Raw genomic sequence first — 23,598 nt, forward strand, 5'->3', positions numbered from 1 at the left:
ATGGGTCGTGCTTAGTTAGTGGGATGGTGTCAGCGTGTGAGGCAAACGGCCATCGTGCATTGCTTCAACAATGGCACTGCGATGGGCCAACACGGCACGCTGGTTGATGGAGCCCTTGTCGGTGATCTCGCCCAGATCCAGCGACGCAGGCGTGGACAGCAGGCACAGCCGGGCAACGCGGTTGGCGCTACCGGTGGCCGTCTTGGCCAGCTCATCCACCAGACTCTGGAAACGTGCGAGCACGGCGGGCGCGGCCAACACACCTTCCAGCGGTGCGCCGTCGGGCAAGCCGCTCAACGCGCGGCAGAGCGCCGCATTGGGAAACACCATGGCGCCGACTTCGTGCATGTTCAGGCCGGTAATCACCACGTCTTGCACCAATCCGGCGGCACTGGCGATGATCTTGGCGCGCAACGGCCCCACGCTGACAAAGGTTCCGGTTGCGAGCTTGAAGTCTTCGGCAATGCGTCCATCGAACTTGAGGCCCAGGTGGATGTTGTTTGCATCGATCCACGCGACCGCATCGCCGGTTCTGAAGAATCCTTCTTCGTCAAAGTGGGCCTTGGTCTCTTCCGGCGCCCGCCAGTATCCAGGTGTGATGTTGGGTCCGCGGTAGCGCACCTCCACCTTGCCGTCGCTGGGCACCAGCTTGAGCTCCATGCCCGGCGCGGGCAGGCCCAGGTCACCGGCGCGCACCTCCGGGTTGGTGACATAGATACCAAAGGGGCCGGACTCGGTCATGCCCAGGCCGCTGGTCATCACGATGCGCTCGCCGATTTCCGCTTCTTCGCTGGCGTACAGGCTGTCCCACACCGGCTGTGCCAGTGCGGCACCAGCGTAGAAGAACATCTTGACCCTGGAGAGAAAGGTGCGGCGCAGCGCATGGTCGATCTGCATGGCCGCGGCAATGGCTTCAAAGCCGGTGGGCACATTGAAGTACACGGTGGGTGCCACTTCACGCAGGTTGCGCAAAGTCTCACCAATCAATGCGGGTACCGGTTTGCCTTCGTCGATGTAGAGCGTGCCACCGTTGTAGAGCACCAGCCCGAAATTGTGGTTGCCACCAAAGGTGTGGTTCCAGGGCAGCCAGTCCACCAGCACCAGCGGATCCTCGGCCAACACCGGCATGCTCTGGCGCATCTGCTGCTGGTTGGAGCACCACATGCTTTGGGTATTGATCACCGCCTTGGGCAGTTTGGTGGAGCCACTGGTGAACAAGAACTTGACGATGGTGTCCGGCCCGGTGGCCGCAATGGCGGCATCCACCTCTGCCGTTGCTTCAGTATCCAGCAAGGCACCGAAGCTGGTGCTGGCGCGCTGCTCCAGCGTACCCCGGCACAACACCACTTCCACGTCTGCAGCCACTACGGCCTGAATGGCCTTCTGGTAACGCGTGGCATCCGAGGCAAACACCAGGCCGGGCGTGAGCGTGTTGTAGACATGGCGCAGCTTGGAGTAGTCGGTGCTGATGGTGGAATACGCAGGCGACGCGGGACACCACGGCACACCTGCCAGCATGCAACCCAGCGACAGCAAGGCGTGCTCGGTACCGTTTTCCGACAGGATCAGGACCGGGCGCTCGGCGCTCAGGCCGCGTTGCAGCAGGGCCTGTGCAATGCACCGGGCCCGCTCCAGCGCCTGAGCGTAGGTGATGAACTGCCATGCGCCCCGGCTGCCATCGGCCTCGCGGCTGCGTTGTGCCATCCAGACGCGATCCGGTGCGGTCGCGGCCCAATGGAGCAGGCGATCGGTCATGCGCCTAGCGGTAGCCTGCAGCGGCACCTGCGCGCGCAGGTACTGCACGCCGTTGGCGCCATCGGTCAACTCACCACGGGTCACTCCGAAATGGAGTTCCCGATACTTGTACTTTGCTGTCATTGTCTTGTCTCCTGCTTGCCCTCGGCTTCTACGTCCGAAAGTCAGGTGGGGTTGGTTGTCAGCTCTTCTGGACCTTGGCGGCCCGGCCTTCCAGAAAGGCCGTCACGCGGGCCTTGGCCTCGGGTGCGCTCTGGGCAATGGCGGCCATCATGGCTTCGGTAAAGAAGCCCTGGTCCGAAGGTTGTTCGGCGATGCGCGGCAGTGCGTGCATCAATGCGTAGTTGGTCAGGGGCGCGTTCTGTGCAATGCGCAGGGCCAGTTCAAAGGCCTTGTCCGAAGCGGTGCCGATGGGCACCAGATACTGCGCCATGCCGATACGTTCGCCGTCCTGCGCGTTGTAGACGCGGCCGGTGAGCATCATGTCGGTCATGCGTGCGGTGCCGATCAGGCGCGGGATGCGCACGGCACCACCACCGCCCACAAAAATACCGCGCGAACCTTCGGGCAAGGCGTAGAACGTGGTCTCGTCTGCCACACGGATGTGGCAGGCACTGGCCAGCTCCAGACCGCCTCCGACCACAGCACCGTGCAGTGCCGCGACCACGGGAACCGGGCCGAACTGCACACGGTCCAACGCGTCATGCCACATGCGCGAGTGGTGCAGACCTTGGCCCGCATCTCTTTCCTTCAGCTCAGACAGATCCAGGCCAGCACAGAAGTGCTCACCTTCGCCTTCGATCACGGCGGCCCGGACCGACGTGGGCATTTCATCGAAGAGCTTGCGGATGGCCAATACCAGTCCGTCGTTGAGTGCATTGCGCTTGTGGCCGCGCAGGAGGCGAATCACTGCCACTTCCTGGCTATCGCCTTTGAGCTCCATCTGTATGTCTTTGCGTGTCATCGGTTCTCCATCAAGTGGGTGAATTATGGTTATATTTAATAACCAAATGATTGGTGTTTACCCTGTGTGATTCAACGCGCCGCAGCGCTAGCGGTAGACCTTCTGCAGCAGCCGCAGCAGTGTCTTGCGCTCACTCTCGCTGAGTTTGCTACAGGCCTTGAGTTCCAGTTCACTGGCCTTCTTCTCCGCTGCGCGCAACATCTCCACGCATTTGGGTGTGGGGTGCAATCCCGTGGCGCGACCGTCATTGGGATGGGGCCTGCGCACCACCAGTCCGCGCTTCTCCAGGCCGTTGAGCAGCGCCACCAGATTGGGTGGCAGGATGCCCAATGCGGCGCAAATCTGTCGGGACGTGATGCCCGGGTTGTGCAGCACCAGCGACGCCACGGAAAAGTCCACCGGCCTCAGATCGAACGGTGCCATCTCCACCAGGAATATCTCGATGACGGCCAGCGCGGCGCGCCGGGCGTTGTAGCCCAGCAGGGTCTCCAGAAATCGCGTGTCGACGTCTTCGACGAAGGCAGTACTGCTCTTGCTTGGTGTGGGCATAGGAGTGTCAGGTGATCTCCGCCCGCGTTGCGGGCAGGAGCGGTGGCAGCGATGATAGCAATGCACCACACATTTTCCGTGGCAGGTGCGCATGCCGGTGTGCGGCACGTGCACCTGCCACGCTCACTGCGTCAGAAGGCGTAACGAAGACCACCCACAATGCCGGTTTGCGAGCCGCCCGCCACCGGGTTGCTGCCGGAGGCACCGGAGCTGACCGATATGGCCAACGCACCTTCATTGGCGATCTGACCCAATCCGGCGTACACCACCAGGCCGCTTGCCAGCGTGTAGGTACCGCGTGCAACGAACAGTTGGGCCTTGTTCGAGGAGTCCTTGAACGTAAGCTGCGACACCTGCGCATCCAGCACGAAGGAGGGCGTCACGGGATAGGTCACACCGAAGAACGTCAGATCGCTTTTGGGTGTGGCAGCGCTGCCCATGTTGTTGCGGGTCATCAGGCCGCCGGACAACTTGACGCTGCCGAACTTGTAGTAGCCGTTGAGTGTGGTGCGGCGGTCGGTCAGATCGCTGGACGTCAAGCCCAGCGCGGCCCACGAACCTGCTCCACCATTCATCTCGTCGATGGCGGCAGCCACGCCCCAGGTGGGCTGGTCGTACTTGGCCATGACCGACCATTCACGGCAGGCATTGGGGTCGTTGGCCGACTCACCACCGCAGTTCGTGCCGGCGGGGTTGTTGGGCGTGGGGTTGGCCGAGTCGCGGCCGGTGCTGAACGTTGCGCCCATGGTCAGACCGCTGAAGCTGCCTTTCCATGCCAGCGAGTTGTCAACGCGCGTGTTGGGGATGTAGCTGTCGAGCGAACCCAGACCGAACACCATCGGACCAATGTTGTCGGCATCGAGCAAGGACCAGTACAGCATGGTGTATTGGCGCCCCACCGAGAACGTACCCCAGCTGCCGCTCAATCCGACAAACCCCTGGCGACCAAACAGGCGACCGCCCTGACCCGAGGTACCGGAGTCGGGCGCAAAGCCGCTCTCCAGCGTGAACACGCCGGTGAGTCCCTCGCCAAACTCCTTGCTGCCACGGATACCGACGCGGGAAGGAAGCGCGCCAGTGGTACTGGCCATACGCACGAGATTGTTGCCGGTGGTGCCTACGTTGTTGATGCTTTCCTCGCCGATATCAATGAGTCCGTAGATGGTGTAAGCCGGAGCGCCGGGTGCGCTTGCAGTCGTACTTTGTGCGTTGGCGAGAACGCAGATCGCGCTGAGTGCTATGGCACTGTAGGTATTTCTCTTCATGTCTTGTCTCCTGTAGTTTGTGATGGGGCAAACGATTTGTCGTCGTACGGGCCGTGTGTTGAATCACGCGTGCTCAATCTGATTTCAGCTCAGATATTGTTATGTTATGTAATTATCTTTGGTAACTATCTAGTACAAACCCCAAGACAATCGACGAAACTTGTTACTCAACCTAAGTAAATGAGCCAAGGTGATAATCGCCTGAATGAACAAGAAGACTGTGAAATACGGCAGCACTCCGGGCTCCGGCAGCGTGCAAGTCGCAGGCGGAATCCATGCCCTGGTTGGCTACCAGCTGGCACTGTCCACCGCAGTGCTGAGTCCCGTCTACTTCCGCGAGGTCGGCCTGCCCATGCAGATGGGGAGAATAGAGTTCACCATCCTCAATCTGGTGGACCTGACTGACGGCATGACCCCTACCCAGATATCCCAGGCCATCTCCATCAAGACTTCCAACATCACGGTTGCTGTGGACAAGCTGGCAGCGCGTGGACTTCTGGTCCGGGAAAAAAGCCTGCGTGACGGACGTGCCCAGCATCTGCGTCTGACAGCCCAGGGCAAGGAGCTTGTCAAGGACGCATTGGTTCGATTGAAGAAGGCCGAGGAAGTGGCCATGAGCCACCTCAGTCCGGGCGAGCGGTTGATGCTGCTGGAGCTGCTGAGCAAACTGGCGCTGCCGCCCCCAGGCGCAACGCACACAGCACCCGCTGGGTCATAATGCGATCCATGTCGACCCTCCAGTCCCTTCGCGAAGCGCGCTCCATCGTCCGATGGATGCTGCTGTGCTTTGCGCTGTCGATTGGTGTGGCCATTGCCTCGCCGCTGGTCAATCCGCAGGGCATGGAACTGGTCTGCTCGGCCACGGGCAACGTCAAGCTGGTTCTTGCCAACGACGCGGCAGGCCCGTCCAACCCGTCAGTCACCCACGCACTGCATTGCGTGATGTGCCTGCCCTTCGGCGCGCCCCCGGCCGCCGAGATGCCTGTACCGGGCGTGCCGGACCTGGGCCAGGTCTTCCATGCAGCCCGTCCTGCAGCCGCCGTCTGGCGCCTGGCCGACCCCACGTCGGCCCGTGATCCTCCGTCATCCATCTGAACCCGACAGAGACCTGCGCCGCTGAGGTGCAGGCTTGGCGCATTGCCGCGTTGGCAGTGCACGCCTTGTTTATTCAGATTCGACTACAGGACACCCAACATGAAGATCTACACCCAATTCGTTCTCGCCCTGGCCACCTCCCTCACCGCAGTGGCCGCCCTCTCCCACGTGGTTCTCGATGACCCGGTTGCTGCCGCAGGCGCGGCCTACCGCGCGGTGCTGCGCGTGGGCCATGGCTGCGATGGCGCCGCCACCAACTCACTGTCGGTCACCATCCCCAGCGGGTTTGTGTCTGCGCAACCGCTGGTGAAACCCGGCTGGAATATCTCCACCAAGATCGGCAAGCTGGCCGAGCCTTACGAGATGCACGGCAGCAAGATCACCGAGGGCGTGCAGGAAATCACCTGGACCGCCAAGGGCCCGGAAAATGCACTGCCCAACGCCTTGGCAGATGAATTCGTCTTTCGCGTCACCACCCCCAAGAAGCCCGGTGCCACCTGGTTCAAGGTCGTCCAGGGCTGCGACAAAGGCAGCAACGAATGGGTGGAAATCCCCGCTTCTGGCCAGGACGCGCATAGTCTGAAATCGCCTGCGGCACGTCTGGACATTCTGGATGTACAGGCCGCTGGAAGCCATTCCCACTAAACCACCACCCCAAGGATCACCATGAAATTCGTTCGCATTGCCTGTGTATCGTTGATGGCCGCCTGCGGCTCGACTGCCCTGTGGGCCCAATCGCTGGATGTGCAAAACCCCTGGGTACGGGCCACGGTGCAGGGCCAAAAAGCCACTGGCGCCTTCATGACCTTGACCTCCAAGGAAGGTGGCAAGCTGGTGGGCGTGAGTACGCCAGTAGCCGGTGTAGCAGAGGTTCACGAAATGAAGACGGACGGCGGCGTCATGAAGATGCGTGCGGTCGAGGGTGGACTGGACTTACCGGCGGGCAAGGCAGTTGCCCTCAATCCTGGCGGCTACCACGTGATGCTGATGGACCTGAAGCTGGGTCTCAAGGCCGACACCACCATTCCGTTGACCCTGGTGTTCAAGGATGCCAAGGGCGCGGAGAGCAAGATTGAAGTCAAGGTACCCGTGCTGATGACCCCGCCTACCGCAATGCCCATGTCACATTGATCCTCTGCCGAAAGCAGTAGCCGCAGACGCCGTTCAGGCTCAGGGCTGACTCGGCCGCTGTGGCGGTGTGCCTTGCGGTGCACCGGAGGGCGGGCCGGCGTCATCACCCTTGGCAAACACCCAGGCATTGGGTTCCAGTGACACCACCAGTCGCTTGTCGGCGATGGCTTGCTGCGAGATGCTCAAGGATGCGTACAGGGGTTTGACGGCATCCAGCACCTCTTCCCATCCGGCCGCGCGATTGCTGGCCCGATCAATCTGGCTGCCTATGCGCTGCATGGCACTGCCTTCCGTGGGCGCGGGCCGGCTGGCCCAGGTGCCTTCGTCGAGCATGATTTTTTCCACCGCGCCCGCATAGCGCGCATACAGTGCCACTTGCTGGGGCGTGAGTTGCAATTCACCGGGCAAGCTGCGCAGCCGTTCACCGGCGGCCATCTTGATCAGCGTGGCGCCAGCGGGTTCGGGTGATTCAGCAGAGGCACTCTTGCAATCGCCACCCGGCCGGCCTCGCCCGCCTCCTGGCCCACCCATTCCTCCACCCATCCCCCCGCTCATCTGCGCACGAGCGGCACCCGCACCCAGCAGTCCCAGTGCCGCCACGCCGACCCAAGCGCGGCGCGTGCCGAGGTTCACGGTTGAAGATTTGTCAGTCATCGCGTATCGCTTCCCATGCAAATGGAGCGATCGTAAGTGCGCCTTGCACCAAGGCTATGTCTGCAGAGTCAAGTTATGCAAATCCGAAAAAGCACCACGCACGGCTACTTCTGGGAGGTGGCCAATCGCGGTTCCGTCTTGGCCACATCCAATGCATCACTCAGAACGCGTGCGGCCTCCAGCAGGAAAATATCCTTGGCTTCCTTGCGCGCCTTTTCCGCCGAGATCGAATTGGCAAGGCTGCGCTCGTTGGGCAGCAGTCCATCGTCACGGGACGCGGCCACGGTATCGGTCGCCGGCGTCTTCGCCGACTGGTCGGTAGCCGTGCGGGAGGCCAGACGCGCTTCCTGCGCATCGCGCTCCTTGCGACGTTCCGCTTCGTTGAGAGAGATGGTGTTCTTCTTGCGCTCCTGCTTGAACTTTGCGATGTCCTCGAACACGTGCTTCATGTCCGCGTCGACGGCGACCCGGATCTCATGCTTTTTCAGCAGCACCGGGACCATACTCTGCAAGTCACTGGTAGGCACGAAGTCTGCCGGCTTGATCTGCGTCCAGGGCAGCGCATTGTCATAGCTGGCCTCGCCATAATCACCGTCATCGGTCCCGCCTTGCAAGGGGATGTCGGGCACCACACCACGCAGCTGCGTGGTACCACCATTGACGCGGAAGAACTGCGCCACCGTCATCTTCAACTCGCCAAAGCGCGGTTTGCCATTCTTGGCAATGGCGTCCAGATCGACCATGGACTGCACCGTGCCTTTGCCGAAACTGGGGTCCCCCATCACCAGCCCGCGCCCGTAATCCTGCATGGCTGCGGCGAAGATCTCGGAAGCCGACGCCGAACCGTGGTTGATCAGAATGCCCAGCGGACCATTCCAGATGACCTTGGCCTGCCCATCGCGTTCCACCGAGACGCTGCCGTTGGCCTTGCGCTGCTGAACCACCGGGCCGTTGCCCACGAACAGACCGGTGAGCTCGATTGCCTCGGCGAGTGAACCGCCGCCGTTGTTGCGCAGGTCAATCAGCAGGCTGTCGACCTGTTGCGCCTTGAGCTCTTGTACCAGGCGGGCCACATCACGGGTCGCACTGCTGTAGTCCTTGTTGCCAGCCTGCTTGGCGGCAAAATCCTCATAAAACGAAGGCAGGGTGATGACGCCGATGCGGTAGGTCTCACTGCCCTTGGTGACGGTTTGGATCGACGACTTGGCAGCCTGCTCGCTCAGGCGTATCGGCTTGCGCACCAGGGTCACCACCTTGTGGCTTCCGTCCGGCCCGGCCTGTGCGGGAAGGATGTCGAGCCGCACCACGGTATCGCCGGGTCCGCGAATCAACTGAATGACGTCATCCAGGCGCCAGCCCACGACATCGACCATGGGACCGGCCGTGTCCTGCCCCACGCCGACAATGCGGTCTCCCACATGCAATTGCCCGGACAGACCTGCGGGCCCACCCACCACCAGTTCCCGGATGGCGGTGTAGTCCTCGGTCTCGGCCAGGGTTGCACCAATGCCAGTCAGCGAAAGTCGCATGGAAATATCGAACTCGGCAGCTGCCCTGGGTGCCATGTAATTGGTATGCGGATCAATCGACATGGTGTAGGCGTTCATGAAGGTCTGAAACGCCTCTTCGCCCTTGACCTTGGAGATACGCTGCATGGCATGCGCATAACGCTTGTCCAGGATGTCGGCAATGCTGGCGTTGTCCTTGCCCGCGATCTTCAGGCGCAGCCAGTCGTTCTTGACACGCCTGCGCCAGAGATCACGTATTTCCGCTTCGTTCTGCGCCCAGGGCAGCTTGTCCCGGGAAAGCTCCAGCACCTCATGTGCATTGAAATCCATGCTCTGCTTGAGCAGGGTTCTGGCGTACGCAAAGCGCTCGGTCGCCCGCTGCTCATACAAGTTGAACATGGCAAACGGCAGGCTCAGATCTTCCTTGAGGATGGCGTTGCCCAACTGGTTGCGCTGCGCGGCAAAGCGGTCAACGTCGGCCTGCACGAAGAAATACTTCTCACCGTCCAGCGCCTTCAGATACTGGTCAAAGATCTTGCCGGACAGGGTGGCATCCAGCGCCATGGCCTTGTAGTGGTAACGCGTCAGGACCTCCGCGGCCAGGCGCGCGGCCTGCGCCTCGTAGCGTTCCGGGGTCAGCGTGGGCGGAGCGGACAGGCCGACATCGGGCGTTGCGCCTTGTGCAAGCGCCGCAAAGCCCAGTACCAGCCACAACAGTCTTTGTTTCAGTTTCATGCGCAGGGTTTTACCATGGGGCGAATGCCGGGGTGGCACTCTTTTGAGTGCCAGTATGGAGGCTGTGTGTATAGGAGTGCCTGCGAATCACAAAGATTCGGTAAAGCAGCGCAGGCCGTCCGCCTTGCCTCAGGGCACCATGCGAAACAGCGCAGGCTGGCTGTGCTGGTAGAAGCGCAGCCACAGCAAGGTGGCGGGTACCAAGGACTCGCAGGCAAACCACAGGGCTTCATCCAGCGCCTCGCCCGCAGGCAGATCGAAGCGCGTACGCATGGTGTCCCAGCCGCTCCAGTCCAGCTCCGGCAACACGCTGCGGGTAGTCGCATCTACCTGGCGGGCGCTGTCGGCCAGCACCACGAGCTGGCGCAGCACCTCACGCCGCGTCAGACGCGAGCGCAGCAGCTCCTCGCGCGACAGGTCTTCCACCAGGGTGGCCACTGCGGTTGCGGCTTGTTCCATCAGCCCCAGCAGGGCGCTTTCCAGGATAGGGGTCATGCGGGTTTCAGGCCGGCAGATGGGCTTCGGCGGCCAGCAGTAACCGGCTGTTGAGCTCGATGGCGAATTCGCGCCAGGCCGATGCCATGTCGCGGGTGATGGCACGTACCGTCTCGGCATCCGGCCGGTGTTCCTGGGCAAAGTTGGACAGCGCGCAGGACGCGCCGTTGAAGGCCAGTGCACGGTCCAGCAACTCCTTGTTCCAGCCTTCAAACGGTGCCAGCAAGGCGGCAGTCAGTGCGTGGCGGCCCTGCACGACTTCGGCCTGGGAGGCGTCCAGGCTTTCCAGCAACGGGTCCAGGCGGGAGAGGGCTTCGCTGTAGCACTGCTCCACCGTGGCCACCAGAGCGCGCTGGGTCAGCATGTCGGTCTGCTGCGCCACGAGCAAGCGCGTGAGGTGCTGGCGATAGCGCTCTGCCGCCAGGTTGCGCAGCGTTACCACACCGCAAGAATATGCACCTATGGCGGCGGCGCGGGTCAGGCGCTCACCGTGTTCGCTGCTATGGGCTGAAACAATCTGCCCGCGCAGCAAGGCATGGGCCATGCGGTCGGCAGACTCCAATGCGCCCTCCATATGCCCCGCCCCATGCGCTGCGGTTTCGCTGCCGCCCATATACAGGCGGCCACCCCACAAAGGCTGGCGCAACAGCGGATCAGCCTGCGGCGGCTCGCCCGGTTGTGCCAGGTCCAGGGCGCTGCAGGTCCAGGGCTCCAGCGCCCAGTCCTGCACAAACAAGCGGCCCTGCTGCGCCTCTGCACCAAAGAGCTGGGCCAGCTGGCTTTCCAGCAGCAGAGGCAGGCCGCGCTGGAAGTTTTCCCGCTGCGCCGCATCCAGCGCCACAAAGCCGCCCAGCGCGCCCGGCTGCGGCGCGTCGCCAGCGTGGGCGCAGCAGTCATACACCGGGTCCAGCACGGCCTGCGGATGGCGCACAAAGGCATTGCCCGACTGACCGTTGCTGCGCCAGAACGCCTGCGCAAAGGTGCTCAGCGCCTTGGCCTGTGCCGCCATCCAGGTCGGAGTGTCCTGCATGGCCTGCGTCACACGCTCGGGCAAGGCGGGCAGGAATTCCAGATGCTGCAGCGCCAGCCGGGGTGGAAGTGCCAGCACCACATGCCGGGCACGCACCACCTGGCCTTGGGCCATGACCAGTTCCACGCGATTGCCGCAGTCGCGCACAGCACGCACAGTCCTGCCCAACTGGATGCTGTCTTGCGGCAAGGCCGCAGCCAGTGCCTGCACCAGCGCGGCAACGCCGCCCTGGATGCGGCGGGCACCGGCATGCACACCGTCCGGCTCATGGCGCGGCTCGGGTGCGCGGTTGGGATCGGTAAGCCAAAGCGCGTCACCCGGATCGTGTTGCGCCAAGTCGGGCAGGTTCAGCGCGGCCAGCAATGCGGCCACACGCGGCTCGGTTTCCGGCCAGAACCAGGTCGGCCCCAGGTCCAGCGCCTGACCGGTGTCGGGGCACTGCAACGTGAGCGCGCGACCACCCAAGCGCTCGCGCGCCTCCAGCAGCTGCACCGTGAGCCCGCGCGCATGCAGGGTGCGCGCCAGGGCCAGGGCGCACAGGCCTGCACCGACGATGGCAACGTCCCAGGTCGGCTCCGCATTGCGGGCGACTGGCAGCGGCACAGGCTCTGTCATGGCATGGTGTGGCGGTTAGAGCAGTTGCACGGTGACGGCTTCTTCTCCCAGGATGGCCTGGCAGGCCAGTCGCGAAGCCGAAGCAACGCCGACCATGCCGTCGAGCTTTTCGTTCTCGGCGCGCTGGATCTTGGACAGGCTCTTGCGGCCCTCGGGCACCATCACATGGCAGGCTTCGCACTTGGCGCCGCCGCCACATTTGGTCTTGATCGGTTCGCCCACAGACTGCAGTGCGGCAAGCAGGCTCTGGCCGGCAGCCACGTCATAGGATTTGCCGGAAGGAAGAACGGTGAGAGTGGTCATGGTGTCAAACGGGCACGGGGGCCATTGGTGGTTGAGAAAACGGAACAAAAAAACTCAGGCGGTGACATCCACCTGCAGCGCGGCAATCAGCGCTTCAGAAAACTGCGCCAGCGGCATGGCAATGCGGGTGATGTTCTGCTCCTGCAGAAAGCGCGCCTCCATGCGGGTGGGCTCTTCGGGCAGCACCGCCCAGTGCTGGTCGCTGGAGCGCTTCATGATCTGGCGTGCAAAGCAGCGCGTGAGCTGGTCGTCAAACCTGCAGCCCAGAAACAAAAAGCTGCGTCCGCTGCGAAAGGCCTGCACCGCCGCCGGAATCGGTGTCTGGATATCGATCTCGGTGAGCACCTCGACAAAGTCGCTGTCCGACACCAAGTAGTTGGATGCCGGGCTGTGGCTGCCCAGCGGCTTGTAGAGCAGGCGCTCGGCCGTGGAGGGCATATCGGGCAAGAGGCTTCCATCGCTACCATAGGCAGCCACCCAGTCGCCAAAGTGCTCCGACTGCGACAGGCCTTGCACCTGCGTCCACTCGCCCGGTGTTTGCGAAAGCGCCTTGGCAAAGGTGTCGTCATACCAGGTGTCCACCCACAGCTGCGCCGCACTGCCTGCCAGTGCCTTGTGCAGCGCGGAAGGTGTGGGCGTAGTGGCATAGGCCTCGTTCATCAGATGCACCACCGATTTGCGGTGCTTGAAGTTCTCGATGAACTGCGCCGCCTGCGTGAGGCGCTTGCGGATCTTGTGCGGCACGCTGACCTTGGCGGTCATGCTCTCTGCCAGTGCCAGTGGCGTGGCGGGCACCTGCACGTCGCTGCACAGGCTCAGCATGTCCGGCCCCAGATAGGGAATGACCGTGCCGCTGTCGAGGCTGTTGGCAATGGTGTGGATCAGATCGGTCATGGTGTTCCTTAGAGGTAAATAGCGGCACCGGCGCCCACATTCGTGGCGGTGTCCTTGAGCGTCTTGACGATGTACTGAACCTGTTCTTCGTCCAGCTGCGTGTGCAACGGCAGCGCCAGGGCGCGGTCGCCGATGCGGTCGGTATCAATCAGCACGCCACGGCGTCGGCCAATGGCATCGGCGGCGTTCATGTAATAGAACTGCTGGTGCAACGGGTGGCTGTAGGCAGCGGTCTCCACACCGCAGGAGCGCAGGTCATCGATCATCTGGGCGCGCGCGCTGCCGGAGAAGCGCTTGCCCAGATGTACCACGTAGAGCATCCAGTGCACCTCGTCCACATGCTCGCCGATGTAGGGCGGCTTGACGCCCTCAAAGCTCTGCATCTGGTCGTGGTACCAGGCCACCACCTGCTTGCGCGCATCGAGCCGGTCATCCAGCCCGGCGAGTTGCGCCAGACCCAGTGCAGCCGTGAGTTCACTCATGCCCGCCTGCAAGGGCACGCGCGAGCCGACCGATACCGAAGAGCGGTCCGCCAGTCGGCGCTGGCGCAGGTAGCGCAGCTCATGCACCAGCGTGTCGTCGTCGGTGACCACCATGCCGCCCTCACCCGTGCACAAGGCGCAGGGTGCGGAGAAGTCAAACACCGACACATCACCAAAGGTGCCCACCTGGCGGCCCTGGTAACGCGAGCCCAGCGCTTCGGTGCTGTCTTCAATAAGCACCAGACCATGGGCCACGGCCAGGGCGCGCAGGGGTTCCCAGGCGGCCGGGTGGCCGTTGGTGTTGCCGGCCAGCAAAGCGCGGGTCTGCGGCGTGATCTTGAGCGCCGCCTTTTCGGGGCTGAGGCTGCCGGTCCAGTAGTTGATGTCGGCAAACACCGGCGTGGCGCCGCACAGGGTGATGGCCTGTGCCACCTGGTGCCAGGTGTGCGAGGTGCAGATCACCTCGTCCCCCGGGCCTATGCCCAGTGCGCGCAAGGCAATCCAAGTACCCAGCGTGCCACTGCCCACCGCCACCGCATGCTTGCGCCCGACCCAGCCTGCAAAGGCCCGCTCGAACGAATCCAACATGGGACCATCGCCCCAGCGCGCCGACTCCAGCACGGCGCTCACCAGTTCAATTTCGCGCGCGCCGCATTCGGGCTCGAAGAGGGAAATCAGGTCGACTTCCATAGTTAGTTTTGCGTCAGGATGAGGGCGGTGGCTTCATCTGCCCGGTCCGTCACCGACCAGCAGTGACCGTTGCTGCTGGCCAGATAAACATTGCGGCTGCCCAGCTTGAGCGCGGGTGTCTCGTCACGCATGTCCATGGCATCGACCAGCACCACGCGCATAGCGGGGTCACGGGCGCGCCAGAGGGCGGCGGCGTCACGCAGCGAGGGGGCGGCGCCAATCACTTCACTGGCGTTGCGCAGGTATTCGGGGGTGACCATGGTCATTCGTCCGTGAGCGCCAGGCGGCGTGCTTCCACCGTGATGGGCAGCGGCGTGTCGGCCGGCATCTCGGGCAGCTCGAACTGCCAGCCGTTGGCCAGCGTCACCAGTCCGCCCCACATCGCCGGGTTGGCCATGGAAACAATGGGCTCCTCCAGATCTTTCTTGGGCACATAGCCGGTCAGCACGCCCTTGCTGTCTTTGCGGATCATCAGTTTCATCATGGACTTTCGGTGGTGGATGGGGTGGTTGTTTCTTCGCGCAGCAGCGGCGCCAGCAGGGGCGGCAGTTTGTTCAGCAGGTAGCCCACATCGCCGTGGGTGGTGTCACTTCCCAACGAGAAGCGCACAGCGGCCAGCGCCTCGTCGGCAGGCACGCCCATGGCCTTGAGCACATGCGACGGCTCGCTGCCGCCGGAGGAGCAGGCTGCACCGCTGGAGGCGGCCACGCCCAGTGTGTCCAGGCGCTGCAGCACCACGTCCACCGACAACTGGCCAAAGCGCAGGTAACTGGTGCCGGGCAAGCGCGCCACCTGTTGGCTCCAGACATGGGTGGTGGGCAGCGCTTGCTGCAGCCCGGTCTCCAGCGCGTCGCGCAGCTGGGCAATGCGGACCGCTTGCTGTTCCAGGTCGCCCAGGCGCTCCAGCGCGGTGGCCATGCCCACGATGGCCGGCAGGTTCTCGGTGCCGCCGCGCCGGCCACGCTCCTGGCTGCCCGGTGTTTGCGGCACAAAGGCCGTGCCCTGGCGCAGCAGCAAGGCGCCTACGCCTTTGGGGCCATGGAACTTGTGCGCCGACAGCGACACCGCATCGGCGCCGCTGGCAGCAAAGTCAAACGGCAGCTTGCCAATCAGCTGGGTGGCATCCACGTGCATGCGGGCGCCGACGTTTTGCGCGAGCTGGCCTATCGCCTCAAACGGCATGAGCACGCCGGTCTCGTTGTTGGCGGCCATCAGCGAGACCAGTGCTACGTCCGGCCCCATCAAGGCTGCGGCCGCTGCCACATCCAGCGTGCCGTCGGCGCGCACCGGCAACCAGTCCACCTGCACGCCGCTCTCAGCCAGCGCACGCGCCAGCTTGAGGTGGGCCGAATGCTCCACGCGGCTGAACAGCACGCGGCGGCGAACGGGCTCTGCCGCTGCCAGCAAGCCGCGCACCGCCATCTGGTTGGACTCGGTGGCGCCGCTGGTGAACACCACTTCCACCGCCTTGCAGCCCAGCACACGCGCCACCACGGCGCGCGCCGCACCCAGGGCGCGCTTGGCGTCCTGACCCGGGCCGTGCTGCGACGAGGTGTTGGCCCAGATGCTGCTCATCTGCTGCAGCATTGCCTGCACTACGGCGGGCGCGGGCTGGGTGGTGGCGTTGTGGTCGAGGTAGATCATGGTCGTTCTGCTTACGGCCAGAACTGGCGATCAGGGTCCACGCACAGCAGGTCCAGTGCGGCGTCCAGCTCCGCGTTCTGCAACTGGGGCTCCCAACTGGCGTTGGCATGGTCACGCGAGCACAGGCACCAGCGGTTGGCCTCGTGCGGCACCAGCAGGGCAATGTCGATCACTCCGCCGCTGGGGTCGATCTTGCGCGAGCAATTGGGGCTCTGGATGCGAAAGGCATCACCCTCCTGCAGCACCTGCGGGCGCACATAGCGGTAGCGCACCCGCTCGCGCAAGGCGCGCTCCAGGCGGTGCAGCGTCAGGTTCATGACGACGGCACCGCTGGCAGCGGCATGCGCGTTGACCGCAGTCACAGCGGCTCCTCCGTCTCTGGCAACAGCCCGGCAGGCGCCGGCACCAGCTCAATCTCCAGGCAGCCCACCACACAGTCGGCAAACTGCACCAGGTACACCGGCTCATTGATTTCTTCGGCGTGGCCAATGTTCACGATCTCACCCACCGAACCGCGCGCAGCCAGCAAGGCGTCTTCGGCGCGCTCGGGGTGGCTGCCGTCGTTGATCAGGTCGTCCAGCGCAATCACACGCTGGCCCCAGGCATAGGCAGGTTCGCGGATATCCATTCCGGGCATGGTGCTCATCACGACTCCTTGGTGGTTTGGGCGGAGCCCAGGGTTTGTAAAGCAGTGGCTTTTTCGCCGAGCTGCGCCAGCACTTCTTCGGGCAGGTTGTCCAGCGTGCACAGCTCCTTGGCGCGCATGCCCACGCGGTGGCCGGACTCCACGAAGTCCACCGCGTAGATGTAGAACTGCTGCAGAAAGGTGTTGATGTTGATGACGTAGCCGATCTCACCCTTGTTCACCAGCACCTCGCCAATGTCGCGGCCGTTGTAGGTGCCGTCGTTGCGCACCACGGAGCGCGCAATCACCCGCTCGCCATAGGAGAAGCGCGGCGGCGAGGCCAGTTCGATTTCATCGCTGTCGCGGTTGATGTCAGCCATGGGGCACTCCTTGCGGGCCGCAGGGCAGTGCCAGGCGCTCCTGCACCATGCGGCGGACTTCGGTATCGGCGTCTTCCTGCATGGCGCGCAGCGTGGCGGTGTCGGCACGCTCGGCCACTTCAAAACGCACGCGCCAGTCGGCATCATTTGCCAGGCGCGACAGCAGCGCCGCAGGCAGGCGCGCGGCAACGATGCAACGCACCTCGGCCTCGCTGTCGTCAGCCATGCGCAGCAGCGCGGGCATTTCCAGGCGCCGGGCCACGCGCATGCGCACGGCGCGGTCGGCATCAGCCGCCATGGTGGGCAGCAGTGCCAGCGGCAGGCGCAGCGCCACCAGCTCGCGCACGCCGTAGTCGGGGTCGTTGCGCAAGGCGGCCAGGTCATGCGGCGCCAGGCGCTGGGCCACGCGGATGCGCACCTCGCGGTGGGGGTCGTTCACCATGCGCAGCAACTGGCTCATGGGCAGACGCAGTGCAACCTGCAGGCGCACGGTTTCATCCGGGTCGTCCATCAGGGCGGTGAGGCGGAACACACTGGCAAAACGCGCAGCAATGGCGCGCACTTCAAAGTAGGGATGGGCCAACTGCTCGTCACACAGATTCGGGTGCCAGCGAAAAAAGCGGTCTATGCGGCGGGCGTACACATCCTGCATGCAGGCATAGCCCGGCTCGCAACCATTGCGGCCTTCCAGCGCACGCAGGTGTGCATAGGTGCAGCTGCCGCAGTGCACCGGACCGCCCTGCCAGTGCTGGGCCGGAATGTCGTCCTGCGGCGCGCGCACGGAGCGCTTGGGGACAAGCGGCTCTACGGGCATGTCGGCGGTGGCGTTCATGGTGTGGTCGCGCCCCAGCCGCGTGCCGGGTATTCCGGCGAGGTGTCGGTGGGCCCACCGGCTTCATGGCGCGCCAGCACATGGGCCAGCAGTCCGCCGCCCACATGGTCCTTGGGGTCCAGGCGGCGCAGACCGGCGAGCATGAGGCGCGCTTCGTCCATGTCACCCAGACGCATATTGAGATAGGCCAAGCCCTTGAGCGCAAACAGGTAGAAGCGCACCGCAGCGTCATGCCGGGTGGCATCGTCGCTGGGCGGCTCGTCGCCAAAGTTGGGGCCCAGCGCGGTACGCGCAATGGCCAGTGCGTCTTCCCCCACGGCCCGGGCCTTATCCAGCTGGTGGCCGTAGAAGAAGAAACGGTACAGCGCAATCAGCGGCGCCGGGTGGCTGGGCGCGGCGGCGCGTGCCTGCTCCAGCAGTGCCAGTGCCTGCGCAGGTGACTCGTACAACGTGGCAGCCTGCTCGATCAGGCTGCGCACCTGCGGACTCAGGCCTGAGCCGATGACGCTGTCAGCAAATGCCGCCAGGTCGTCACCGAAGCGCAGGCTGTCCGCAGTCATGGCAGCGCGCGATCAGGAGGCGACGACGGGGGCCGGACGGCCCCGGCCAATCGACCCGATGTCGATCTTGGTCACGCCGACCTGGGGTGCGCTCTCGGCACTGCTGCAGGCGCAGGCGGCCTTGTTGGGGTCAATGAACGACAGGCCGGACTGGGTGGCGGTTTCCACAAAGTCGATGGTGATGCCGTTGAGCATCAGCCGGCTCTCAGCACCCAGAAACAGACGCACGCCGCCGGTTTCCAGCAGTTGCTCGCCACCTTGCGGCGCGGCTTCGGCGCTGAACTCGGAGGAATAGCCGGAGCAGCCGCCCGGCGTCACCGACAGGCGCAGGCCCGCGCCTGCAGGCAGGCCGGAGAAGCGCACGATGCGGTTGATGAATTTCGCCGCAGCGGGGGTGATGGTGACAGTGGGCAGCATGGTGGTGAAGTCTCCGTAGGAATAAGAATCAGGCCTTGACGATGCAGCCATCGACCGGGCACACCGCCACGCACTGGGCGGTGTCGAAGTGGCCGACGCAGTCGGTGCACTTCTTGGGGTCGATCACATAGGTGCCATTCTTTTCACGGATGGCAACGTTGGGGCACTCGGGTTCGCAGGCGGAACAGGCGGTGCAGGTGGAGGCAATGATTTTGTGGGCCATGGTCGGTCTCCAGTGGGTTGAAAAAACGGGTACTCAAGCTGCCAGTGCAGCGTTGTTGCCAAGGTTGGTGTAGGCACCCTGGCGGATCTGCGCGTCACCACGGGCCTGGTGCACCACGGCGCCGCTGGCAATGCGGGCGCGGTAATCGTTGAACCAGTCGAGCGCGGCTTTTTCAATGAACTCACCCACGTACTGGTCTACCGGCTCCACACCGGCCTGCAGCAATTCGTCCTTGGGGCAGGCGCCGATCTTGGCCACCAGCACCGCATGGCAATCGTTGATGGCGCGCACCACCGATGGCAGTTGCTCGTCGTCACCCGCGCCGCCCTGGCAGTACTGGTCCACACGACGGTGGCCTACAAACAGCGCTTGCGCTGCGGACACTTCAAACACCTGGAACTCGGTCACGTGGCCAAAGTGTTCGTTGACACGGCCGCCGCCCTTGGTGGCCACAGCCACCATGACCTTGAGGTCATCGCCCACCGTGATGGCACTGGCTTCAGCCAAAGCTTGCTGCTTGGCAGCGTGCTGTGCCTGGCGCTCGACTTCCACCTGTTCCTGGTAGGACTTGCGTTTGTCCAGGTCATAGACCACATCCATCTGCTCCAGCTTGTCCAGGGTGAACTCTTCGCTGCGGTCTTCACCGAGCAGGCCCACCGCATCGGCGCGGCACTGGCGGCAATGGCGCATGAGGTTGGCGCCGCCCATGCAGGCGTCCTGCACGGCTTTGAGTTCAGAAGCAGTCGGGCCACGCTGACCGGTCAGGCCAAACACGGTGCCGTGTTCGGCTTCGGAGATCAGCGGCATGATGTTGTGCAGGAAGGCGCCGCGCTTCTTCACTTCGCGGTTCACTTCAATCAGATGCTCGTCGTTGATGCCGGGGATCAAGACCGAGTTGATCTTGGTCAGCACGCCACGGGCGGTGAGCATTTCCAGGCCCAGCATCTGGCGTTCATGCAGGATCTTGGCCGCCTCGTAGCCGGTGACGCGGCGGTGTTCCCAGAAGATCCAGGGGTAGATTTTTTCGCCCACGGCGGGGTCCACCATATTGATGGTGATGGTGACGTGATCCACGTTGTACTTGCAGATTTCATCCACGTGGTCGGGCAGGGCCAGGCCGTTGGTGGAGATGCAGAGCTTCAGGTCAGGCGCCTGCTCCTGCAGCATGCGGAAGGTCTGGAAGGTCTTGGCCGGGTTGGCTAGCGCGTCACCCGGGCCCGCAATGCCCAGCACCGTCATCTGCGGAATCTCGCTGGCCACGGCCACCACTTTTTTCACGGCCTGCTCGGGCGTGAGCTTTTGCGAGACGACGCCGGGGCGCGATTCGTTGGAGCAGTCGTACTTGCGGTTGCAGTAGTTGCACTGGATGTTGCAGGCAGGCGCCACGGCCACATGCATGCGGGCAAAGTGGTGGTGGGCTTCTTCGGAATAGCAGGGATGGTTCTTGACCTTGTCCCAGATGGCCTGGGGCATGTCATCGGGTCCGTCGGACGAGCCGCAGCTGGCTTTTCCTTCTCCACCGTGGGTGCCGCAGCCGCCACCGCTGGCGGGCAATTCAAACTTGGCACCCAGGGTTTTAATCTGGCCGATGCTTACATAAGATGTCGCTTGCATGGAGACCCTTCTCGCAGCCAACGATGGCCGCACAAGGGGTTAATAGCTAAATCCATGCCATACAAAAACGACCTTTTTTGCCGGAAGTTTGTAGGAAGTGGCACACGGGACGGGTGGGTGTGTGCCGGGTTTGCGGGGGTTGCTGTCAGTGATGCGACAAAGGTGACACAGGCAAATCCGGGCGGCTCGTGGGAGTTAAGCGCCACTCCGCACAGCAAGCTCCAACTGACAGCAGCAGGTAGCCGGGCAGTAGCGGCTAGCCGCCACTACCCGACCTGTGCTTACTTCTTACCGAATACCAGGAACATCGCATCGTCGGATGTGGCGTGGCGAACCTGGGCGTTGTCAAAGGCTGCGAAACCAAATCCATAGCGTGCGTTCATATCGGAGAACTGCACATCGAACTTGCTGCCGGTCACCAGTTTGCGGCTGATCACCGATGTGTGCATGCCATTGCCATAGCTGTTAGCCACCTTGATGTCACCCGCATCGGTGCCAGCCTGCGAGTTGATGATGATGGAAGCCACCTCATCGCCTGCTTTGAACTTGCTGTCGTCAAACGGCACTTCATCGCCCTTCTTGATGTAGTAGGTGCCGCCTGCATTGGCGGCCAAGCCGTTTCGGTTCATGAACGCAGGTTTCCCATTGACCAGGGCAATGTTGGTGTATTCACTAGGGCCTGGGTCACCTTTGCGACCGGCATTGGGTGCGGTCTTTGCATCGTAGCGGGTGTCATCGGTGTACTGATCGTGCACCAAGCCCCATGGCGCCGTGCGCACCCCCTTCATGTGCCACATGTCCAGCATTTGTCCAGGCAAGTTGGTGTACTTGTTGCCAAACGGTTTGCCCTGCCCTTCATGACAAGCCATGGCACAGCCTTCCTTGGCAAAGGGCTTGGCAGTTTCTTCATTGATAGGCCACAGCATGGCCCATTTGTCTTCGTAATACATATTGTCATCGCCCCCCTTGTCAGCCGGATCAACCAGCTTCTTCCAGGAGCCATCGGCCTGCTTTTGATACGGGAAGCGGCGCACCGAGTTGGTTGGGTCCTTGTACTGGATCAGCATGAACAGGGTGTCTGCGGTGTAGGCGGCTTTCAAGGTGACGGTGGTCTCGCCTTTTTCTCCTGGCTTGGCTCCAAAATTGACACCGCCAGTCAGTGTGGTGGACAGGGCGCTGGCCTTGGCCCACACCGGATCAGCCGCACCCGCTGCCAAGACCGGTGCGGCGTTGGTGAATGTGGCCACCAATGAATCAGGCGACACCTTGTCTTGCACAGCTTGGCAACCTGCCAAGGCCAGCAACGCGGCCCCCATAACGGCACTGAATAACTTGGTTTTCATCTTTAGCTCCTTCGTTGAAATATGACTTCTTGATCGCATACCTGCCAAGCCGGTGCGAGGAAGACCACCCAACTATGGTTCTTCAATCAGAAATTAAATTGATCCAAATCACCAAATAGCGCATCGCAGCGCTTGATATGCGCGGGTTTGCTCCGTACGTAGCTCATAACCAATGCGAATTACCTTTGGAGAAGGCATGGCTGAGCGATTGAGCGGGGTGCGATGAAATTCAATATGGGTTGAACTCATTCAGACGCAGCAGCGTCCATAATGTGGCTCTGGCTATCGTCCAAGCCTCCCCCCTCCAACGGGAAAGCACGCAACATGCAGGGCACTCACCACATCCGCAAACCACATGTTCGGGCCAGACGCATAAGGAGGGATTGCGACACAGGCTCGCAACACGAGGTTTGACCATGAAACTATCCGCTCCCGTTTACCGCCTGAAGAGGCTGGCAAAAGAACTTTCCAAAGAGAAGAACATTCCGCTGCACGCGGCATTGGACCGCGTCGCGCAGGAGGAAGGCTTTGCCAGCTGGAGCCTGCTGGCAGCGCAACTGGCCACAGAGAGCCCTACCGACAAACTGCTCTCCCGCCTGGAACCCGGCGACCTGGTATTGCTTGGCGCCCGCCCCGGCCAGGGCAAGACCCTACTGGGCCTGGACCTCGCCATTGCCGCCGCGAAGTCCGGACGCAGCGGCTGGTTCTTCACACTGGAGTGGACCGCCGCTGACCTGTTGGGCGGCATGCAGACGCTGGGCGAAGCGCCCACCGCCATCCCCGAACGGTTCCGCTTTGACAACGCCGACGCGATATGCGCCAGCTACATCATGGAACAGCTCTCCAGCGCCGAAAGCGGAACTGTTGCTGTCATCGACTACCTCCAGATACTGGACCAACGGCGCGAGAATCCGCCGCTGGCCGAGCAAGTCCAGGCGCTCAAGGAATTTGCGCGGGAGCGTGGCTTGGTTATGGTTTTCCTATCGCAGATAGACCGCACCTTTGACGCAGTGACGCAGCCCGTGCCGACTCTTGCGGATGTGCGATTGCCCAACCCGCTGGACCTGGGACTGTTTGACAAAACGTGTTTCTTGCACAGGGGCGCGGTGCTTATGGGATAAACCCACCGCGCCTCAGGTGCTTGTTGTGCCGGATGTTTTTTACAGCCTCAATGTTCGACGTAACCGACCGGAGGAGGGTGGGCGTCAGGCGGTCAGCATTGGACAAGCGGCCGACAATGCTGTACAGTAATGCGTACATATAAGGAGCCCCGAAATGGATGCGATTACCTACACGGCGGTTCGTGCGAACTTGGCGAGTGCGATGGACCGCGTTTGCGACGACCACGAAGCGTTGATCATCACGCGCAACGGAGAGCAGTCGGTTGTGATGCTCTCGCTCGAAGACTACAAGGCGCTGGAAGAAACCGCGTACCTTCTGCGCACACCCGCGAACGCAAAACGCATTCTTGCGGCAACGGCGCAGCTGAACGCAGGGAAGGGCGTTGAGCGGAAGTTGGCCAAGTGAAGCTAGTCTTCGCTGACGAGGCATGGGAAGACTACCTGTATTGGCAAAAGCAGGATAGGAAGATGGTCGAGCGGATCAACAAACTGATTCGCGAGACCCAGCGAGAACCGTTCAGCGGCATCGGCAAACCCGAACCACTGAAACATGCCCTCTCGGGATTTTGGTCACGCCGGATCACGGACGAGCACCGTATGGTGTATCGGCTTGAAGACGACCAACTTCAGATAGCTCAATTGCGTTTCCATTACTGAGACGCCCAACGGGGAAA

The 23,598-nt window shown here is 62.8% G+C and carries 30 protein-coding genes; 7 read left to right on the forward strand and 23 right to left on the reverse strand.

Features of this window, described 5'->3' with window-relative positions:
* Positions 1–15: 15 nt before the first annotated feature.
* From AC1RMF_RS17350 to AC1RMF_RS17365, 4 genes are all read right to left on the reverse strand, one after another.
* On the reverse strand, positions 16–1,878 hold the full coding sequence (locus AC1RMF_RS17350) for a feruloyl-CoA synthase (protein ID WP_493143096.1): 1,863 nt from the start codon (positions 1,876–1,878) through the stop codon (positions 16–18).
* A 58-nt stretch (positions 1,879–1,936) separates the two neighbouring features.
* Entirely contained in the window at positions 1,937–2,719 is a 783-nt protein-coding gene (locus AC1RMF_RS17355; RefSeq protein WP_493143098.1) for a crotonase/enoyl-CoA hydratase family protein, read from the reverse strand.
* Between the two features lie 87 nt (positions 2,720–2,806).
* Positions 2,807–3,268 (reverse strand): MarR family winged helix-turn-helix transcriptional regulator, encoded by a 462-nt coding sequence (locus AC1RMF_RS17360; protein ID WP_493143099.1) that lies wholly within the window; start codon positions 3,266–3,268, stop codon positions 2,807–2,809.
* Positions 3,269–3,399: 131 nt separating this feature from the next.
* Complete coding sequence (locus tag AC1RMF_RS17365) at positions 3,400–4,533, reverse strand: porin (protein ID WP_493143100.1); 1,134 nt, start codon at positions 4,531–4,533, stop codon at positions 3,400–3,402.
* Between the two features lie 205 nt (positions 4,534–4,738).
* Between AC1RMF_RS17365 and AC1RMF_RS17370 the strand changes: the two genes are divergently transcribed.
* The 4 genes from AC1RMF_RS17370 (at position 4,739) to AC1RMF_RS17385 (ending at position 6,759) form a co-directional block, all read left to right on the forward strand.
* Positions 4,739–5,251, forward strand: coding sequence for a MarR family winged helix-turn-helix transcriptional regulator (locus AC1RMF_RS17370; protein ID WP_493143102.1), 513 nt, complete (start codon positions 4,739–4,741; stop codon positions 5,249–5,251).
* Positions 5,252–5,259: 8 nt separating this feature from the next.
* A complete protein-coding gene (locus AC1RMF_RS17375) occupies positions 5,260–5,628 on the forward strand; it encodes a DUF2946 family protein (protein WP_493143104.1) in 369 nt (122 codons plus the stop codon).
* A 99-nt stretch (positions 5,629–5,727) separates the two neighbouring features.
* The gene (locus tag AC1RMF_RS17380; RefSeq protein ID WP_493143105.1) at positions 5,728–6,273 is read left to right on the forward strand and encodes a YcnI family copper-binding membrane protein; all 546 of its coding nucleotides are present in this window, start codon (positions 5,728–5,730) and stop codon (positions 6,271–6,273) included.
* A 21-nt stretch (positions 6,274–6,294) separates the two neighbouring features.
* Positions 6,295–6,759, forward strand: a complete 465-nt coding sequence (locus AC1RMF_RS17385; protein ID WP_493143107.1) for a copper chaperone PCu(A)C — start codon at positions 6,295–6,297, stop codon at positions 6,757–6,759.
* Between the two features lie 39 nt (positions 6,760–6,798).
* Here the strand turns inward: AC1RMF_RS17385 and AC1RMF_RS17390 are convergent, their stop codons facing one another.
* From AC1RMF_RS17390 to AC1RMF_RS17480, 19 genes are all read right to left on the reverse strand, one after another.
* Positions 6,799–7,413, reverse strand: coding sequence for a hypothetical protein (locus tag AC1RMF_RS17390; protein WP_493143108.1), 615 nt, complete (start codon positions 7,411–7,413; stop codon positions 6,799–6,801).
* Between the two features lie 104 nt (positions 7,414–7,517).
* The gene (locus AC1RMF_RS17395) at positions 7,518–9,656 is read right to left on the reverse strand and encodes a carboxy terminal-processing peptidase (protein WP_493143110.1); all 2,139 of its coding nucleotides are present in this window, start codon (positions 9,654–9,656) and stop codon (positions 7,518–7,520) included.
* Positions 9,657–9,785: 129 nt separating this feature from the next.
* On the reverse strand, positions 9,786–10,151 hold the full coding sequence (locus AC1RMF_RS17400) for a hypothetical protein (RefSeq protein WP_493143111.1): 366 nt from the start codon (positions 10,149–10,151) through the stop codon (positions 9,786–9,788).
* A gap of 7 nt (positions 10,152–10,158) precedes the next feature.
* Entirely contained in the window at positions 10,159–11,796 is a 1,638-nt protein-coding gene (locus AC1RMF_RS17405; RefSeq protein WP_493143113.1) for a flavin monoamine oxidase family protein, read from the reverse strand.
* A gap of 15 nt (positions 11,797–11,811) precedes the next feature.
* Entirely contained in the window at positions 11,812–12,099 is a 288-nt protein-coding gene (locus AC1RMF_RS17410) for a 2Fe-2S iron-sulfur cluster-binding protein (protein WP_342619274.1), read from the reverse strand.
* 54 nt (positions 12,100–12,153) lie between these two features.
* Entirely contained in the window at positions 12,154–12,993 is an 840-nt protein-coding gene (locus AC1RMF_RS17415; protein WP_493143115.1) for an SIR2 family NAD-dependent protein deacylase, read from the reverse strand.
* A gap of 8 nt (positions 12,994–13,001) precedes the next feature.
* Positions 13,002–14,165: a DegT/DnrJ/EryC1/StrS family aminotransferase gene (locus AC1RMF_RS17420; RefSeq protein WP_493143118.1), complete on the reverse strand. Its 1,164-nt coding sequence runs from the start codon at positions 14,163–14,165 to the stop codon at positions 13,002–13,004.
* 2 nt (positions 14,166–14,167) lie between these two features.
* The gene (locus AC1RMF_RS17425) at positions 14,168–14,425 is read right to left on the reverse strand and encodes a hypothetical protein (protein WP_342619277.1); all 258 of its coding nucleotides are present in this window, start codon (positions 14,423–14,425) and stop codon (positions 14,168–14,170) included.
* A 2-nt stretch (positions 14,426–14,427) separates the two neighbouring features.
* Complete coding sequence (gene nifT / locus AC1RMF_RS17430) at positions 14,428–14,646, reverse strand: putative nitrogen fixation protein NifT (RefSeq protein WP_342619278.1); 219 nt, start codon at positions 14,644–14,646, stop codon at positions 14,428–14,430.
* Positions 14,646–15,809, reverse strand: a complete 1,164-nt coding sequence (locus tag AC1RMF_RS17435) for a cysteine desulfurase family protein (protein WP_493143120.1) — start codon at positions 15,807–15,809, stop codon at positions 14,646–14,648. The genes nifT and AC1RMF_RS17435 overlap by 1 nt, the downstream gene beginning before the upstream one ends.
* 11 nt (positions 15,810–15,820) lie before the next feature.
* Positions 15,821–16,171: a DUF3024 domain-containing protein gene (locus tag AC1RMF_RS17440; protein ID WP_493143122.1), complete on the reverse strand. Its 351-nt coding sequence runs from the start codon at positions 16,169–16,171 to the stop codon at positions 15,821–15,823.
* Positions 16,168–16,455, reverse strand: a complete 288-nt coding sequence (locus AC1RMF_RS17445; protein WP_342619281.1) for a nitrogen fixation protein NifZ — start codon at positions 16,453–16,455, stop codon at positions 16,168–16,170. Before AC1RMF_RS17445 ends, AC1RMF_RS17440 begins: the two co-directional genes overlap by 4 nt.
* Positions 16,455–16,814: a nitrogen fixation protein NifZ gene (locus AC1RMF_RS17450; protein ID WP_342619282.1), complete on the reverse strand. Its 360-nt coding sequence runs from the start codon at positions 16,812–16,814 to the stop codon at positions 16,455–16,457. The genes AC1RMF_RS17445 and AC1RMF_RS17450 overlap by 1 nt, the downstream gene beginning before the upstream one ends.
* On the reverse strand, positions 16,807–17,646 hold the full coding sequence (locus AC1RMF_RS17455) for a 4Fe4S-binding leucine-rich repeat protein (protein WP_493143124.1): 840 nt from the start codon (positions 17,644–17,646) through the stop codon (positions 16,807–16,809). The genes AC1RMF_RS17450 and AC1RMF_RS17455 overlap by 8 nt, the downstream gene beginning before the upstream one ends.
* Positions 17,643–18,206 (reverse strand): hypothetical protein, encoded by a 564-nt coding sequence (locus AC1RMF_RS17460; protein WP_493143125.1) that lies wholly within the window; start codon positions 18,204–18,206, stop codon positions 17,643–17,645. The genes AC1RMF_RS17455 and AC1RMF_RS17460 overlap by 4 nt, the downstream gene beginning before the upstream one ends.
* 12 nt (positions 18,207–18,218) lie before the next feature.
* Positions 18,219–18,623, reverse strand: coding sequence for a HesB/IscA family protein (locus tag AC1RMF_RS17465; protein WP_342619285.1), 405 nt, complete (start codon positions 18,621–18,623; stop codon positions 18,219–18,221).
* Positions 18,624–18,651: 28 nt separating this feature from the next.
* Positions 18,652–18,846 (reverse strand): 4Fe-4S dicluster domain-containing protein, encoded by a 195-nt coding sequence (locus tag AC1RMF_RS17470; protein ID WP_342619286.1) that lies wholly within the window; start codon positions 18,844–18,846, stop codon positions 18,652–18,654.
* Between the two features lie 33 nt (positions 18,847–18,879).
* Positions 18,880–20,460 (reverse strand): nitrogenase cofactor biosynthesis protein NifB, encoded by a 1,581-nt coding sequence (nifB, locus tag AC1RMF_RS17475; RefSeq protein WP_493143127.1) that lies wholly within the window; start codon positions 20,458–20,460, stop codon positions 18,880–18,882.
* 281 nt (positions 20,461–20,741) lie between these two features.
* The gene (locus tag AC1RMF_RS17480; protein WP_493143129.1) at positions 20,742–21,803 is read right to left on the reverse strand and encodes an ethylbenzene dehydrogenase-related protein; all 1,062 of its coding nucleotides are present in this window, start codon (positions 21,801–21,803) and stop codon (positions 20,742–20,744) included.
* A 416-nt stretch (positions 21,804–22,219) separates the two neighbouring features.
* On the opposite strand from AC1RMF_RS17480, the gene AC1RMF_RS17485 reads away from it, so the two are divergent.
* From AC1RMF_RS17485 to AC1RMF_RS17495, 3 genes are all read left to right on the forward strand, one after another.
* Complete coding sequence (locus AC1RMF_RS17485) at positions 22,220–22,924, forward strand: DNA helicase (RefSeq protein ID WP_493143131.1); 705 nt, start codon at positions 22,220–22,222, stop codon at positions 22,922–22,924.
* Between the two features lie 154 nt (positions 22,925–23,078).
* Positions 23,079–23,330, forward strand: coding sequence for a type II toxin-antitoxin system Phd/YefM family antitoxin (locus tag AC1RMF_RS17490; protein WP_493143132.1), 252 nt, complete (start codon positions 23,079–23,081; stop codon positions 23,328–23,330).
* Positions 23,327–23,581, forward strand: a complete 255-nt coding sequence (locus tag AC1RMF_RS17495; protein ID WP_493143133.1) for a Txe/YoeB family addiction module toxin — start codon at positions 23,327–23,329, stop codon at positions 23,579–23,581. Before AC1RMF_RS17490 ends, AC1RMF_RS17495 begins: the two co-directional genes overlap by 4 nt.
* Positions 23,582–23,598 lie beyond the last annotated feature (17 nt).

The organism is Rhodoferax sp. GW822-FHT04A08 (assembly GCF_058801025.1).

Excerpts from the sequence above, each read along its gene's own strand:
- AC1RMF_RS17360 (WP_493143099.1), bottom strand. The coding sequence starts at position 3,268 with ATGCCCACACCAAGCAAGAGCAGTACTGCCTTCGTCGAAGACGTCGAC.
- AC1RMF_RS17390 (WP_493143108.1), bottom strand. The coding sequence starts at position 7,413 with ATGACTGACAAATCTTCAACCGTGAACCTCGGCACGCGCCGCGCTTGG.
- AC1RMF_RS17405 (WP_493143113.1), bottom strand. The coding sequence starts at position 11,796 with ATGACAGAGCCTGTGCCGCTGCCAGTCGCCCGCAATGCGGAGCCGACC.
- AC1RMF_RS17485 (WP_493143131.1), top strand. The coding sequence starts at position 22,220 with ATGAAACTATCCGCTCCCGTTTACCGCCTGAAGAGGCTGGCAAAAGAA.
- AC1RMF_RS17460 (WP_493143125.1), bottom strand. The coding sequence starts at position 18,206 with ATGACTGCGGACAGCCTGCGCTTCGGTGACGACCTGGCGGCATTTGCT.
- nifB (WP_493143127.1), bottom strand. The coding sequence starts at position 20,460 with ATGCAAGCGACATCTTATGTAAGCATCGGCCAGATTAAAACCCTGGGT.
- AC1RMF_RS17480 (WP_493143129.1), bottom strand. The coding sequence starts at position 21,803 with ATGAAAACCAAGTTATTCAGTGCCGTTATGGGGGCCGCGTTGCTGGCC.
- AC1RMF_RS17445 (WP_342619281.1), bottom strand. The coding sequence starts at position 16,455 with ATGAGCACCATGCCCGGAATGGATATCCGCGAACCTGCCTATGCCTGG.
- AC1RMF_RS17455 (WP_493143124.1), bottom strand. The coding sequence starts at position 17,646 with ATGAACGCCACCGCCGACATGCCCGTAGAGCCGCTTGTCCCCAAGCGC.
- AC1RMF_RS17425 (WP_342619277.1), bottom strand. The coding sequence starts at position 14,425 with ATGGTCACCCCCGAATACCTGCGCAACGCCAGTGAAGTGATTGGCGCC.
- AC1RMF_RS17380 (WP_493143105.1), top strand. The coding sequence starts at position 5,728 with ATGAAGATCTACACCCAATTCGTTCTCGCCCTGGCCACCTCCCTCACC.
- AC1RMF_RS17385 (WP_493143107.1), top strand. The coding sequence starts at position 6,295 with ATGAAATTCGTTCGCATTGCCTGTGTATCGTTGATGGCCGCCTGCGGC.
- AC1RMF_RS17450 (WP_342619282.1), bottom strand. The coding sequence starts at position 16,814 with ATGGCTGACATCAACCGCGACAGCGATGAAATCGAACTGGCCTCGCCG.
- AC1RMF_RS17410 (WP_342619274.1), bottom strand. The coding sequence starts at position 12,099 with ATGACCACTCTCACCGTTCTTCCTTCCGGCAAATCCTATGACGTGGCT.
- AC1RMF_RS17365 (WP_493143100.1), bottom strand. The coding sequence starts at position 4,533 with ATGAAGAGAAATACCTACAGTGCCATAGCACTCAGCGCGATCTGCGTT.
- AC1RMF_RS17415 (WP_493143115.1), bottom strand. The coding sequence starts at position 12,993 with ATGACCGATCTGATCCACACCATTGCCAACAGCCTCGACAGCGGCACG.
- AC1RMF_RS17350 (WP_493143096.1), bottom strand. The coding sequence starts at position 1,878 with ATGACAGCAAAGTACAAGTATCGGGAACTCCATTTCGGAGTGACCCGT.
- AC1RMF_RS17490 (WP_493143132.1), top strand. The coding sequence starts at position 23,079 with ATGGATGCGATTACCTACACGGCGGTTCGTGCGAACTTGGCGAGTGCG.
- AC1RMF_RS17465 (WP_342619285.1), bottom strand. The coding sequence starts at position 18,623 with ATGCTGCCCACTGTCACCATCACCCCCGCTGCGGCGAAATTCATCAAC.
- AC1RMF_RS17355 (WP_493143098.1), bottom strand. The coding sequence starts at position 2,719 with ATGACACGCAAAGACATACAGATGGAGCTCAAAGGCGATAGCCAGGAA.
- AC1RMF_RS17370 (WP_493143102.1), top strand. The coding sequence starts at position 4,739 with ATGAACAAGAAGACTGTGAAATACGGCAGCACTCCGGGCTCCGGCAGC.
- AC1RMF_RS17470 (WP_342619286.1), bottom strand. The coding sequence starts at position 18,846 with ATGGCCCACAAAATCATTGCCTCCACCTGCACCGCCTGTTCCGCCTGC.
- AC1RMF_RS17420 (WP_493143118.1), bottom strand. The coding sequence starts at position 14,165 with ATGGAAGTCGACCTGATTTCCCTCTTCGAGCCCGAATGCGGCGCGCGC.
- AC1RMF_RS17435 (WP_493143120.1), bottom strand. The coding sequence starts at position 15,809 with ATGATCTACCTCGACCACAACGCCACCACCCAGCCCGCGCCCGCCGTA.
- AC1RMF_RS17395 (WP_493143110.1), bottom strand. The coding sequence starts at position 9,656 with ATGAAACTGAAACAAAGACTGTTGTGGCTGGTACTGGGCTTTGCGGCG.
- AC1RMF_RS17400 (WP_493143111.1), bottom strand. The coding sequence starts at position 10,151 with ATGACCCCTATCCTGGAAAGCGCCCTGCTGGGGCTGATGGAACAAGCC.
- nifT (WP_342619278.1), bottom strand. The coding sequence starts at position 14,646 with ATGAAACTGATGATCCGCAAAGACAGCAAGGGCGTGCTGACCGGCTAT.
- AC1RMF_RS17375 (WP_493143104.1), top strand. The coding sequence starts at position 5,260 with ATGTCGACCCTCCAGTCCCTTCGCGAAGCGCGCTCCATCGTCCGATGG.